Here is a 14,324-nt window from a genome sequence, read left to right on the forward strand (position 1 = left end):
AAGTTAAATACAATAAATTAATTAATGTAATATTATCCAAAACAGTAAATGGTATTTTACTTTTATTTAGTGTTGTCAAATTTAATTCTGTGGAATTATTCCAGTAGGCTCCGCCTAAAAATCTAGGAGACTATGGAATATATTGAATAATATTAACAGGTAATTATATGAAAATATAATCTTTATATTTGTACGAAATCTAGGTAATTAAAAAATTAAATTATAATTAAGGAGTTTTATCAATTATAAAAAAGAGAAGGTTAAAATGATTAAAAAACCAGGAATAGCTTTAATAGAGTTGGTATTAACGATTAGTATAATACTAATATTAAGTGGGGTATCCTTTGGAATATATTATAAAACTTATAAATGTATAAACAATAAATTCAAGGTAGATATGTGTAAGAATGGAATTTTACATATAATAAATGATGCTAAAAATTATTGCAAAATAAATAATCAAAGAGGATATTTGGTTTTTAATGGAAAAGACAATATTGACTTTAATTCTTTAAATCGAAGAGTCAAAAGCTATAAAATACCAGTAGGATTTAGGCTTGGAGATGTTATTACGCCTAGTGGCAATCAGATTATTTATATTGATGGTGATGGAAATACTAGAGATGCATGTACAATATTTTTTTATGATTTAAAGGATAGGGATTACTCCATAACTTTAAGAGTAGGTACAAATTATGTTGAGATTAAAGAGTAATACAAGGAAAGGAATAGGAGTTATAGAGGTCCTTTGTTCTATGGCTATTTTACTTATATTATGTAATTTTACATTCTCTACTAAGATGCATGTTTTAAAATTGAACCAATACAACAAAAAATCAAATCAATATGTAGAGTTTTTAGCTTCTTTAAAAGAGAATATGTATTTTAATTATAGTTGTGAGGAAATACAAAATTTACGAAATTCCAAGATGATTATGATAAATAAAGAAAATATAAATAGTCAAAGTATAAAGGACAAAGGTATAAATATTTTTGAAAAAGAAGTTAGTAGAGAAAAGCCTTATTTATTGATGAATATTAAAGATGATAATGAGGTTTTAAAAATAGAATTAATATTATATGTAGATATCAATAACAAAAGCAGAACACTAAAAAGTATTTGTTTTAAAGGAGAATACTAGAAATTGAGAAGGGGATTTACTTTAATAGAGACAACCATATCTTTAGCAATATTAAGCATTTTACTTGTAACTATAACAAGCATGCTGTTTGGGCAAATTAGCTTATATAAACATTTTGTAGAGAAAGATAAATGCGAAAATTATAGTAAAGAAGCTTTAAGATTTATTCAAACACAAGTTCAAGATATAAAAAATAGTGAAGTTGAAATAGATGAAAATAAATTAATCGTTAGAAAAGAAAATGGTGATATGAATATGATCTACAAAGTTCCCATGAAAAACAATAAAAATAAAATAATAATAGAGTATTATAAAAAGATTCAATCAGTAAAAAAGAAGGTTTCTATAATAGAAAATATAGAAGATTTTAAAATATATAGAAATAAAAATGTTATCTTCTTTTCAATAGAAAATAGAGATGGAGAAAAGTATGAGAAATGTATAGGAGTAAGAGAAAAGGTTTCATAATGATTTTTACTCTTCTAAATTTAATGTTAATTATAAGTTGCTTATTTTACATGTTAAATATTGAATCTATAAAAGCAAGTCGTGTAAAAGATTGTATTAAATATGAATTAGGAGAGAATGAATACGAAAAGCATAGAGAATATTTATTGTCTAGACTTAAAAACTACATAATGAATAATTTAAGTGAGATTAATGATGAAGATTTACACAATTTATTTATGGGAAAAGAAAATGAAGTTATAAAATATGAAAAATCCTATGTTAAATATGATAAAGAGAAAAAGATTATTATTCTTTTTATATACCAAGATTCTTATAGAACATATAAAAAAGAATATTATGAAATAGAGTTGAACAAAGGGGATAAAAAACAGGTAGCTTTTAAATATATAAAAACAAATTAAGTTATTTAAAAGAGGCAAAAGTTATTTAAAAGAGGTAAAAGTTAATTCTATTGTTTTAACCTATCAAGAATAAAAATAGATTTATTTAATTTAAAATAGTTTAAAAACTATATAGAAATTAATGAACAATATAAATGTTATATATAAAAAGAAGGATAAATTTTATATATGAGAATGTATGTAAGGAGAAGGATAGATGTTGTATATAGGGAGGAATATAGATGTTACGAAGAGATTTGTTTTTAAATATAGATGGAAATAATGTTATGAGTATTAAAAATGAAAAGGTAGACAAGAATAGTTATACTTCTGGCGAGATAAATAATAGCAAGGGTACCTCCTATATACATAGAAATATCATAAAAAGCTTTGAAGAATTAAAAATTAAAGTTAGAAATAGAAAGCTGTATATCATGTTGGAAGGAGAAGAAATTCATGTGAAGTTGTTGAAGCTTCCAAAAGTTTGTAATGAAAAATTGGAGAGTATCATTGAAAATGAGATGGCGTATTTGTATGGGACAAAAGCTGATGAAATATATTATGATTACAGTATGTTTAAAGAAAATGAAAATGATTTAGAAGTACTTGTGTTTTGCATAAATTGTGAGCTGTTAAATAATATGAAAAGTTATAATAAATTTCAAAAGAACATAAAAAAAGTGAGTCTTGTACAGATGTATTTTATAGAGTATTTAAAAAAACATGTGTTAGAAGATAGGTATATATTAATTTTAAAATATAATAATAATATATATTTTACTGCTATGTATGAGGACAAAATTATAGCTAATAAGGTTATTAAAGCTTGTGAAGATGATTATAGCACTTTAGTTAAGGGAATAAATTCTATTAAAGATAGGATAGCAAGTATAAATATTAAAATAAACAGTATTTATATTTCTAATATAAATAATTATGGATTTAACGAATATTTAAGTGAAATAAAAGATATAGAATATAAAAATTTAGGAGAACTAAAAGAAAATAAAGTAATGGAATACTTTCTTAAAGACAGGAGATAATCATGAAAAATTACAACTTTTTACCATTACAGTATAGAAAAAAAGTTAGAAAACATAAGAAATTAAAATTTAGAATATCAATTTATATTTTACTAATTATGATTGTAGGATCAGGAATAAACGCTCTAATGAATTTTGAAAATAGTAAGAATTTAGATAAGGAGTTACATCTTTATTCTGAGAAAGAAAAAATAGAAAGAAAAGATAATAAAAATTCTAAACAAGAAGCATCAATAAATTCGTTAAAGAGGATTACACCCTATATTAAAGATAAGTCGAATTTAAATTTAAGTAATATTACTATAGAAAATAGAAGGATTCTTATAAGAGGATATAATTCTACAGAAAATAGTGCAAAGGAATTTATTCAAAAGATTGAAAAAGATGATCAATTTAAAATTAAGGACTTAAGTTATGTGAAAGAAAAAGATAGAATAAATCTAGAAGTTTGTTTGGAGGGATAGTTAAAGGAATAAAATGAATAATTCAAAACCTAAGTTTCAGGTGAAAATTCAAGGGGTAAGGTCTAATAAAAAGATTAAAAACATAAAGTTACTTAACAATGTTACGAGTATATTTTTAATAATATTTTTGATTAGTATATTTGCAGCCATAACTTTTTTCGGATATAAACAAAAAAACAGTATAAAATTAAAGCAACAGGAAATTCAGCATGCTAAAGTGAATAAAATGAAAAATTCAAATAAAAAATATACATATAATGATATTTTACAGTATGTAAGTAATGAAGAAAATGTAGAGATAAAAAAAGTTAATAAGGAAAGTGGAAAAGTAAATAAAGTAGTAAATATAGAATTAGAATATAAAGGAGATATAGAAAAATTTAATAAGTTTTTAGAATCAATACATGAAAAAGAAAATTTTTATAGTATTGAAAAAATAAAAATAGATTTAGTTGAAAACAACAATATTAAGAGTTTATTCATTTGTAAATTCTTTATATAATTTATTAGATAGCTATTACTATTTATATCCAATAATCTTTAGGTTGGATATAAATAGAGTAGAACTCTGAATGAGAAATAAGTTAATTAAATTGTATATTTCAAACTTTAGTTTGCCACACCAATAAATATATTTGCAAATATTCGCAAGTTTTGATAAAATATCATTGGTTGAAATGGGCATAAGACTCTTAAATTGTAAGAAATGAAGCCCATTTGAACTTTAAAATGAGAAATACTCTAAAAGAAATTGACTGTGGTCTTTAGATATTTGTAAGTCAAGACTAGTATTAATATGGATTTTAGGGTTATAATAAAAATATAATACTTTTGTGGAGGGATACATAATATGATTTCAGCTGGAGATTTAAGAAAAGGAACTACTTTTGAACTAGATGGACAAGTTTATACTGTACTTGAATTTTTGCATGTTAAACCAGGAAAAGGTGCTGCTTTCGTAAGAACAAAACTTAGAAATGTTATAAATGGTGGAGCTACTGAAACTACTTTTAACCCAAATGCTAAGTTCCAAGAAGCAGTTATAGAAAGAAAAGAAATGCAATATTTATATAATGATGGACAATTTTATTACTTCATGGATCAAGAAACATTTGAACAAGTGCCGCTAGTTTTTGAACAAGTTGAAGAAGCAATAAAATATCTTAAAGAAAATATGTTTGCAATAATTAAGTTTTATAAAGGTGAAGCTTTCTCAGTTGAGGCTCCTAACTTTGTTGAGCTTCAAATAGTTGAATGTGAACCAGGAGTAAAAGGTAACACTACAACAAACGTTATGAAACCAGCTACATTAGAAACTGGTGCAGTTGTTCCAGTACCTTTATTTGTAAATGAAGGAGATACTATAAGAGTTGATACAAGAACTGGAGAATACATGGAAAGAGTTTAAGAGCATTCCAAAGGGAGTGATATAATGAAATCTCTTAAGAATAAAGTAGATTCTTTAAGGGGCTTATTAAGTGAAATTCAAACTAATGGAGATCCTGTTCAGTTTAATGTGTTGTCTCAAATGAGTGACATACTTTTAGAGATAACGGAAAAAATAGAAGATATTGAAAATAATCAAACTGAAATAAACGAATATGTAACGGTTTTAGATGAAAATTTAGGTAATATAGAGGATGAATTATACGGATTCGAAGAAGAAGAAGAAGAATTTAATAGTTATGATTATGTAGATGTGCTTTGTGAAAAGTGTAACGAAGTGTTAGCTATTGAGAAAAGTCTAGTACATAGTGATAGTGAAATAATATGCCCTAATTGCCGTAACTTAATTAGTCTAAAAGCAATAAAAAATAATTAATAATTGAGAGCATATAGATAGTTGGATCTGTATGCTTTTATCATAGTGCTTAGGTTGTCTATAATTTATACTTGTTTATAAATTATGGACAACCTAATTCTTAGTTAAAAACTATATTTAATATAGTTTGAAATTTGATTTAATTAATGTATAATAATTGTTGTGATATTTGGTTATGCTTTTATCAATTTTTGATTTTGTATAACTTTAAAAATAATATTATTTTAGAATATATTTTAACCTAAGATTGGAGATGAATTCATGAGTACGGCATTTAGAGGTGTGTTAATAGTACTAGGGATTTTACAAATAATACTGGGATTTAAGATGGAAGTTCTTACGAAAAAAAAATATCAAGGAGTTAAAGTTAGAAATATGGAAGCGTTAATAAAGTGGGAAAAGGTAACAACTATATTAATGGGTATTGCTATATTACTTTTTGCGACTCTAGATTTTTCAGGAACATATCAAAAATATAGTACAGCTTTTATAAGTGGGATTATAGTGTTAATGTTTATTACGCATTTTGGAAGAAAAAAATTTATATAAATAACTTTTGGTGATTGCCCAATAATTTATTTTACAAATAAAATAAATTATTGGGCAATTTAAATTATAAATTAAAATTTTTCATAAAAAAACTTGTATTATCATACACATTTTATTATAATAGTAGACAAAATCATAAAAACTTAAGAGAATATTTTAATAAAATGTTGATTTAAGATTTTCTTTTAGCAGTAACAAGGTTATGTTTTTTTATTATAAGATGATAAATCAATAATTATTAAAACATAACTAAAAAATTTAAAAGCGTTCGGATGAAGGTAATAGGAGAGTGATGTTTTATACATCCACCGAAGAAGTCAATCTTTCAGGTGCCTATATGTAGGTAAGGACTGTTACTGGACGAGCCTCTGGAGAGATCCAATTTTAAATTGGACACCGAAGGAGCAAGGTGGTAATTATTTACCATTGAAACTCTCAGGTAAAAGGACAGAGGATGGGATTATTTTTCAATAATTCATATCCTCCTCCGTTACTAAAAATTTACACATCAAATTTTAGGAGGATGATTACATGTCAAACTTATTAGAAATGTTTAAAACTATCGACAATTGGCTTTGGGGCCCACCACTACTAATTCTCTTAGTAGGTACAGGATTATATCTTACTATAAGACTTGGTGTTTTACAAATCTTTAAACTTCCATTGGCACTAAAATATTTGTTTGCAAAAGAAGAAGGTGAGGATTTAGAAGGTGACGTATCTAGTTTTGCTGCCTTATGTACTGCCTTATCTGCTACTATCGGTACTGGTAATATAGTTGGAGTTGCCACTGCCATAAAAGCAGGAGGTCCTGGCGCTATTCTTTGGATGTGGATTGCAGCTTTCTTTGGTATGGCAACTAAATATTCAGAAGGTTTATTAGCAGTTAAGTATAGAACTGTTGATGAGAATGGACAAATGTCTGGCGGACCTATGTATTATATTGAAAAAGGACTTGGAAACAAGTTTTTAGCTAAAATGTTTGCTGTTTTTGGAATAGGAGTTGCTTTCTTTGGTATAGGTACATTTCCACAAGTAAATGCAATTATAGATGCTGTTAATATATCTTTTAGTATACCTAAGATAATGACAGCAGTAATACTTACTATCCTTGTAACATTAGTAACTCTTGGTGGAATAAAAAGTATTTCAAAAGTATCAGAAGCAATAGTTCCTTTTATGGCTATATTTTACGTAGTTGCATGTATGGGTATTTTAATTATAAATGCTTCGTTGATTCCAGATACAATAAGATTAGTAATCAAAAGTGCATTTACTCCAACAGCAGCTGCAGGTGGATTTTTAGGAGCAACTGTTAGGCAAGCTATTCAAAATGGTATAGCAAGAGGTGTTTTTTCTAATGAATCAGGTCTTGGAAGTGCACCTATAGCATCAGCAGCAGCAAAAACAAAGTCTTGTGTACGTCAGGGATTAATATCTATGACAGGTACTTTTTTTGATACTATAGTAATATGTACAATGACAGGTCTTACTTTAGTATTAACAGGAGTTTGGAGTGGAGATTTAGCAGGAGCATCTATGACAACAGATGCTTTTAGAAGAGGACTTTCAATTCCAGGAATAGGAGAAAAAGTAGTAACAATAGGACTTCTTTTCTTTGCTTTTACAACTATACTAGGATGGAATTATTATGGTGAAAGATGTACAGAATATTTGTTTGGAATTAAAGGTATCAGACCTTATAAAATTATATTTATACTTTTAATTGCATCTGGAGCATTTTTAAAATTAGATCTAATTTGGGTAATTGCTGATATAGTTAATGGACTTATGGCAATCCCTAACTTAATTGGTTTAATTGGATTGAGTGGGGTTGTTGTATATGAGACAAAAGCTTATTTTAAAGAATTAAAAGAAGAAAAACAGAGCAAGGAAGATAGTAAAGTAGTAAATGAAGCCTAAAACTTTTTATGTAATTAAATGACTAAGTTTTAGATATTTATTAAGTGAGGAAATTGCATAATTGAAAAATATATAACTTGCATTCCATATTTTGAATTTGTAATTATGCAATTTTCTCAATCAATAATTGATTAAAATATAGCTTAAGTTTTTATAGATGTTGTTTACTATTTGATCAGTAATACTATTATTATATAAGAGTATTAAATTAAATAAGAATATACAAAAGTACGGTGATAATATCAAATGCGAATATTATCACCGTACTTTTTATAATATTGTTCGTCTTTATACGAATGATATTATAAAATTATTATATATTGTATTGACTTTTTTAAAACGCACTGTTAATATTAAATTGTATCAAGTATGAATTTTCGGAAAACAGCTATTTAGGAGGAAAATATAAATGAAGGTAGCTATAATTTTTGGAAGTAAATCTGACTCGAACATTATGAAAAAAGCAGCGGAATGTTTAAAAGAATTCAATGTAGAATATAAAGCTTTTATATTATCTGCTCATAGGGTTCCAGAAAGACTATCAGAGGTTATCAATGATATTGAAAAAGAAGGTTTTGAGTGTATCATAGCTGGAGCAGGACTTGCTGCTCATCTTCCAGGTGTAATTGCTTCACAAACTATTTTACCGGTTATAGGAGTACCCATCGATGCAGCATTAAATGGAACAGATTCATTACTATCTATGGTTCAAATGCCAAAACCTATTCCTGTTGCAGTGGTAGGAATCAATAATGCATATAATGCAGGAATTCTTGCTACTGAAATTTTATCCTTAAAATATCCAGAACTTAAAGAAAAGTTAGTTAATTATAGAAAACAAATGAAAGAAAAATTTATAAATGAAAATGGTGAAGGAGTGGAATTATAAATGAAAATGTTATACGAAGGTAAAGCAAAAAAAATATTTGAAGGTGAAGATAAGGATCATGTAATTATTTACTACAAAGATGATGCTACTGCTTTTAATGGTGCTAAAAAATCGGAGATAAGCAAAAAAGGAATACTAAACAACAGTATCACATCTATGATTTTTGAAATGCTTCATGAAAAGGGAATTAAAACACATTTTGAGAAAAAACTAAGTGATAGAGAGCAACTTTGTAAGAAAGTTGAAATAGTTCCTCTAGAAGTAATAGTTAGAAATGTAGCTGCTGGAAGTATGGCTAAAAGATTAGGTATTGAAGAAGGAAAAGAATTAAATACAACTATATTTGAAATATGTTACAAAAATGATGAATTAGGGGATCCACTTATAAATGATTATCATGCCGTAGCGTTAGGACTTGCTACTTTTGAAGAGTTAAAAGAAATGTATGATACTACTGCTAAAATAAACGAAATATTAAAAGAGTTTTTTATACAACAAAACATTAGACTTATAGATTTTAAGATAGAATTTGGTAGATTTAATGGAGAAATAATTTTAGCAGACGAAATTTCACCAGATACATGCAGATTTTGGGATGCTACTACTAATGAAAAGTTAGATAAAGATAGATTTAGAAGAGACTTAGGAAATGTAGAAGAAGCTTATATTGAGATTTTAAAGAGAATTGATAATGCTCAAATTTAATTGCCAAAGGAGTAATGTTATGAATAATAAAAAGTTCATAATGGAAAATGAATTATTTAATGACAAGTTCAAAGAAGAATGTGGAGTTTTCGGTGTATATTCAAAATCTGATTTAGATGTGGCATCACTTACCTATTACGGACTTTATGCTTTGCAACATAGAGGTCAGGAAAGTGCAGGAATAGTTGTATCTGACGGGGAAAAACATACCTGCTATAAAGATATGGGTCTTGTTTCTGAAGTGTTTAATGAAAATATGTTAAAGACTATGAAAGGAAATGCAGCTATAGGACATGTTAGATATTCTACTACGGGTTCTAGTAAACCTTCCAATGCACAACCTCTTTTAGGTCAATTTAAACTTGGTGATATTTCAATAGCTCATAATGGCAATTTAGTTAATGCTGACGTTATAAGAGAACTTTTAGAAGATGGTGGAGTTTTATTTCAAACTTCAATAGATTCAGAGGTTGTATTAAACTTAATTGCAAGAAAAGCTAAAGACGGTATAGAAGAAGCTATTATTAATGCAATGGGAGCAATAAAGGGATCTTATGCAATAGTGATGCTTACTAAAGATAAATTAATAGGGGTAAGAGATCCTAATGGTATTAGACCAATGTGTATTGGTAAAATAGGAGAAGATTATATACTTTCCTCAGAAAGTTGTGCTTTAGATTCTGTAGGAGCTGAATTTGTAAGAGATGTAGAACCAGGTGAAATCATAATAATTGATGATAATGGTATAAAATCTATTCAATTTGCAGAAAAAACTAAATCAATGACTTGTGTTTTTGAATATATATATTTCGCAAGACCTGATAGCGTTATGGATGGAGTAAATGTTTATACTTCAAGATTAGCTGCTGGAGAGGAACTATACAAAGAAGCACCTGTTGAAGCTGATATTGTAATTGGAGTTCCTGATTCGGGAATACCTGCAGCTGTGGGATATGCAAAAGCTTCAGGCATTCCTTATGGCATCGGACTTATAAAAAACAAATATGTAGGTAGAACATTTATATCACCATCACAAGAGATGAGAGAAAGGGCAGTTTCTGTTAAATTAAATGCTCTTAAGGTAAATATAGAGGGAAAAAGGGTAGTTCTAATAGATGATTCTATAGTTAGAGGTACAACTAGTAAAAGGTTAGTAGAAATACTTAGAAAAGCTGGAGCAAAAGAGGTACATTTTAGAGTTGCATCTCCTGTGGTAAAATATCCTTGTTACTTTGGAATAGATACTCCTTATAGAAAAGACTTAATAGGATCTCAAATGGATTTAAATGAAATTAATGACTTAATAGGATCAGACAGCCTTGCTTATTTAAGTATGAATGGATTATTAAGTATTTTTAAAAACAAGAAAGGTTTTTGTATGGGATGTTTTAATGGAGTATATCCAATGTCTGCTCCTATTGAAAATTCGAAAGAACACTTAGAAAGGTAGGATGTTATGGCAACTTATAAAGATGCAGGTGTAAATATAGAAGAAGGTTATGCTGCAGTAAAGCTTATGAAAGATTATGCATCAAAAACTTTTAATAGCGGGGTTTTAAATAACTTGGGAAGTTTTGCAGGTATGTATGAACTTCCTAAGATGAAAAATCCTGTGCTTGTTTCTGGTACGGATGGAGTTGGAACTAAGTTAAAAGTAGCCTTTGATATGGTAAAATATGATACAGTGGGTATTGACTGTGTTGCTATGTGTGTAAATGATATATTATGTCATGGTGCAACTCCCTTGTTTTTTTTAGATTATATAGCTTGCGGAAAACTGAATGCAGAAAATGCAGCTGATTTAGTAAAGGGAGTTAGTGAAGGATGTCTTCAATCAGGATGTGCTTTAATTGGAGGAGAAACAGCTGAAATGCCTGGATTTTATAAAGCTGGAGAATATGATGTGGCTGGTTTCTGTGTAGGAATAGTGGAAAAGGAAAAAATAGTTGATGGAAGCAGCATTAAAAGTGGAGATGTTTTAATAGGAATTGAATCATCAGGGATTCACAGTAACGGTTACTCTTTAGTTAGAAAACTTATTACTAATTTGGATGAAGAATTTAATGGAGATAAAATAGGAAATGTTTTATTAACTCCAACAAAAATATATGTAAAAACAGTACTAAGTTTAATTGACAAATTTGATATAAAAGGAATGGCTCACATTACAGGGGGCGGTTTCTATGAAAATATTCCAAGAATGTTTAAAAATGATTATGTAGCTGTTATTAATAAGGGGAGCTTTAATATACCAGATATATTTAAACATCTAATGTCTTTAGGTGTTGAAGAAGATCATATGTATAATACATTCAATATGGGGATTGGATTTGTATTATGTGTTAATGCAAATGATTCTAAAGAAGTTATAAAACAAATTGAAAAAATGGGAAGTAAAGCATATGAAATAGGCCATGTAGAAGCTGGAGGCAAAGGAGTATGTTTAAGATAGCAGTCCTTATATCTGGAGGTGGAAGCAATCTTCAGGCTATAATTGATAATATAGAAAACGGATATTTAAATTGTAGTATAGAATGTGTAATAAGTGATAAAAAAGATGCTTTTGGATTAGAAAGAGCAAGAAGGCATAATATAAAAACTTATGTATTTGATAAGAAAGAATATGGGGCGGAACTTTCTTATAGGATATTAGAAACTTTAGAGAATAAAGTTGATTTGATAGTTTTAGCAGGATATTTGTCTATATTAAATTGGGATATTATAAAGAAATTTAAAGATAAAATAATAAATGTTCACCCTTCTTTGATTCCATCTTTTTGTGGCAAGGGTATGTACGGAATTAAAGTTCATGAAAAGGCTCTTGAGTATGGAGTAAAAATAACAGGATGTACAGTTCACTTTGTAGATGAAGGTACAGATACGGGAAGCATTATAATCCAAAAAGCTGTAGAAGTAAAAGATAACGATACAGCTGAAAGCTTACAAAAAAGAGTATTAGAGCAAGAGCATAGAGCATTGTCAGAAGCTATTAAATTAATATCTGAAGATAAAGTACATGTTAACGGAAGAAAGATTATAGTGAAAGACATGTAAAAATGAATTAGTTTAAGTGAGAAAATTGTACAATTATAAAACTTGCATTCCATATTTTCAATTTGTAATTAAGCAATTTCCTCAAGTATTAAAATTAAACTATATCGGGATAAATTTATAAGTAGAAAGGGGAAGTCGTAATTATGAAAAGAGCATTAATAAGTGTTTTTAATAAAGAAGGAATATTAGATTTAGCTAAATTCCTTGTAGATAAAGGGGTCGAAGTAGTATCAACAGGAGGAACTTTTAAGCATTTAAAAGAAAATGGAATACCTGTTACTGAAATTAATGAAGTTACTGGTTTTGATGAAATATTAGATGGAAGAGTTAAGACTCTTCACCCAATGATACATGGTGGAATTCTTGCTATAAGAGATAATAAAGAACATATGGAAATTATTAAAGAGAAAAATATAACTCCAATAGATATGGTAGTAGTAAATTTATATCCTTTCTTTGAAAAGGTAAAAGAAAATTTAGAATTTGATGAAAAAGTAGAATTCATAGATATTGGCGGTCCTACTATGATAAGAGCAGCTGCTAAAAATTTTAGAGATGTAATTGTTCTTACAGATACTAAGGATTATAAAGAAATAATGAATCAGATAGAAGCAGAAGGAAATGTAGACTTTGCTACAAGAAAAAGATTGGCAGGTAAAGTCTTTAATTTGATGTCTGCTTATGATGCTGCTATAAGTAATTTCCTTTTAGAAGAGGAAGAATATCCTGAATATCTTTCACTTTCTTATAAAAAAATGATGGATTTAAGATATGGTGAAAATTCACATCAAAGTGCTGCTTATTATACATCAACTAATGGAAAAGGTTCAATAAACAATTTTGAAATATTAAATGGAAAACAATTATCTTATAACAATATAAAAGATATGGATATAGCATGGAAAACAGTATGGGAATTTGATGAAATAGCTTGTTGCGGTCTTAAACATAACACTCCTTGTGGAGTTGCAATTGGAAGTAGTGTAGAAGACGCTTATGTAAAAGCATATTCTTGTGATCCTATTTCAATTTTTGGAGGTATTGTTGCTTTTAATAGAAAAGTTGATAAAAAAGCAGCAGAAAAAATTGCAGAAATATTTTTAGAAATTGTAATAGCGCCAGATTATGATGAAGATGCTCTTGAAGTTTTAAAATCTAAGAAGAATTTAAGAGTAATAAAATGTGCTGTTAAGCCAGAAGATGAATTTAACATAGCTAAAGTAGATGGTGGAATTTTAGTTATGAGCGAAGACAATAAATTTGCAGATAAATATGAGGTAGTGACAGAGAAAAAACCTACTGAAGAAGAAATGCAAGATATGATATTTGCAATGAAAGTTTGTAAATATGTTAAATCTAATGCCATAGTTGTAGCAAAGGATGGAATGGCTACTGGAATAGGTGGAGGACAAGTTAACAGAATTTGGGCAGCACAAGAAGCTTTAAAAAGAGCAAAAGATGGATTTGTTTTAGCTTCAGATGCATTTTTCCCTTTTGATGATGTAGTAAAAGAAGCAGCTAAATACGGAATAAAAGCTATAATTCAACCAGGTGGTTCTATAAGAGATGAAGACTCTATAAAAGCATGTAATGAAAATGGAATATCAATGGTGTTTACAGGAATTAGACACTTTAAACACTAATTTCATTAGTAGTAATAGGATATGATGATTAGGGGCTAGTTATTATTAAGAGTCTATAAAATAAATAGCAATCCTTAACAAGTAAGAGAATTAAGGGATTATAAAAGAAAGAGACTAGCGATTAAAGATTAGGACTGATAAGAGCCACTAGTTGCTAATCGCTAATCTCTAAAATAGTTGTAAGAGTTTTAAATAAAGCGGTTATAGAGATTAGTGATTAGATAAAAGGAGTGGTTTTT

General features: G+C 27.9%; 17 protein-coding genes and 1 riboswitch. All 17 genes read left to right on the forward strand.

Going from position 1 to position 14,324, the window contains the following annotated elements:
- The first annotated feature begins 265 nt into the window (after nt 1-265).
- The 17 genes from OW729_RS17860 to purH all read left to right on the forward strand — a co-directional run bounded on the left by OW729_RS17860 (nt 266) and on the right by purH (nt 14,085).
- Nucleotides 266-715: a prepilin-type cleavage/methylation domain-containing protein gene (locus OW729_RS17860; protein WP_268062905.1), complete on the forward strand. Its 450-nt coding sequence runs from the start codon at nt 266-268 to the stop codon at nt 713-715.
- A complete protein-coding gene (locus OW729_RS17865; protein WP_268062906.1) occupies nt 696-1,142 on the forward strand; it encodes a hypothetical protein in 447 nt (148 codons plus the stop codon). Before OW729_RS17860 ends, OW729_RS17865 begins: the two co-directional genes overlap by 20 nt.
- Before the next feature lie 3 nt (nt 1,143-1,145).
- Entirely contained in the window at nt 1,146-1,610 is a 465-nt protein-coding gene (locus OW729_RS17870) for a type II secretion system protein (protein WP_268062907.1), read from the forward strand.
- 50 nt (nt 1,611-1,660) lie between these two features.
- On the forward strand, nt 1,661-2,014 hold the full coding sequence (locus OW729_RS17875; protein WP_268062908.1) for a hypothetical protein: 354 nt from the start codon (nt 1,661-1,663) through the stop codon (nt 2,012-2,014).
- Between the two features lie 221 nt (nt 2,015-2,235).
- Nucleotides 2,236-3,036, forward strand: coding sequence for a hypothetical protein (locus OW729_RS17880; RefSeq protein WP_268062909.1), 801 nt, complete (start codon nt 2,236-2,238; stop codon nt 3,034-3,036).
- Nucleotides 3,037-3,038: 2 nt separating this feature from the next.
- Entirely contained in the window at nt 3,039-3,500 is a 462-nt protein-coding gene (locus OW729_RS17885; RefSeq protein WP_268062910.1) for a hypothetical protein, read from the forward strand.
- Between the two features lie 13 nt (nt 3,501-3,513).
- The gene (locus OW729_RS17890; RefSeq protein WP_268062911.1) at nt 3,514-4,002 is read left to right on the forward strand and encodes a hypothetical protein; all 489 of its coding nucleotides are present in this window, start codon (nt 3,514-3,516) and stop codon (nt 4,000-4,002) included.
- A 348-nt stretch (nt 4,003-4,350) separates the two neighbouring features.
- The gene (efp, locus tag OW729_RS17895; protein ID WP_268062912.1) at nt 4,351-4,908 is read left to right on the forward strand and encodes an elongation factor P; all 558 of its coding nucleotides are present in this window, start codon (nt 4,351-4,353) and stop codon (nt 4,906-4,908) included.
- Between the two features lie 24 nt (nt 4,909-4,932).
- Nucleotides 4,933-5,322: a CD1247 N-terminal domain-containing protein gene (locus tag OW729_RS17900; RefSeq protein WP_268062913.1), complete on the forward strand. Its 390-nt coding sequence runs from the start codon at nt 4,933-4,935 to the stop codon at nt 5,320-5,322.
- 261 nt (nt 5,323-5,583) lie between these two features.
- Nucleotides 5,584-5,871 (forward strand): hypothetical protein, encoded by a 288-nt coding sequence (locus tag OW729_RS17905; protein ID WP_268062914.1) that lies wholly within the window; start codon nt 5,584-5,586, stop codon nt 5,869-5,871.
- Between the two features lie 358 nt (nt 5,872-6,229).
- Nucleotides 6,230-6,332, forward strand: a riboswitch (glycine riboswitch).
- 70 nt (nt 6,333-6,402) lie between these two features.
- The gene (locus OW729_RS17910; RefSeq protein WP_268062915.1) at nt 6,403-7,794 is read left to right on the forward strand and encodes an alanine/glycine:cation symporter family protein; all 1,392 of its coding nucleotides are present in this window, start codon (nt 6,403-6,405) and stop codon (nt 7,792-7,794) included.
- Between the two features lie 409 nt (nt 7,795-8,203).
- Nucleotides 8,204-8,683 carry a 5-(carboxyamino)imidazole ribonucleotide mutase gene (purE, locus tag OW729_RS17915; protein ID WP_268062916.1) on the forward strand — a complete coding sequence of 160 codons (480 nt, stop codon included), beginning with the start codon at nt 8,204-8,206 and terminating at the stop codon, nt 8,681-8,683.
- Nucleotides 8,684-9,388, forward strand: coding sequence for a phosphoribosylaminoimidazolesuccinocarboxamide synthase (purC, locus tag OW729_RS17920; protein ID WP_268062917.1), 705 nt, complete (start codon nt 8,684-8,686; stop codon nt 9,386-9,388).
- A 19-nt stretch (nt 9,389-9,407) separates the two neighbouring features.
- Entirely contained in the window at nt 9,408-10,838 is a 1,431-nt protein-coding gene (purF, locus tag OW729_RS17925; RefSeq protein ID WP_268062918.1) for an amidophosphoribosyltransferase, read from the forward strand.
- A gap of 6 nt (nt 10,839-10,844) precedes the next feature.
- Entirely contained in the window at nt 10,845-11,840 is a 996-nt protein-coding gene (purM, locus tag OW729_RS17930; RefSeq protein ID WP_268062919.1) for a phosphoribosylformylglycinamidine cyclo-ligase, read from the forward strand.
- On the forward strand, nt 11,828-12,442 hold the full coding sequence (purN, locus tag OW729_RS17935; RefSeq protein ID WP_268062920.1) for a phosphoribosylglycinamide formyltransferase: 615 nt from the start codon (nt 11,828-11,830) through the stop codon (nt 12,440-12,442). The genes purM and purN overlap by 13 nt, the downstream gene beginning before the upstream one ends.
- A gap of 140 nt (nt 12,443-12,582) precedes the next feature.
- On the forward strand, nt 12,583-14,085 hold the full coding sequence (gene purH / locus OW729_RS17940) for a bifunctional phosphoribosylaminoimidazolecarboxamide formyltransferase/IMP cyclohydrolase (protein WP_268062929.1): 1,503 nt from the start codon (nt 12,583-12,585) through the stop codon (nt 14,083-14,085).
- Nucleotides 14,086-14,324: the final 239 nt, after the last annotated feature.

This window comes from Clostridium brassicae, assembly GCF_026738875.1.
Lineage (GTDB): Bacteria > Bacillota > Clostridia > Clostridiales > Clostridiaceae > Clostridium_H > Clostridium_H brassicae.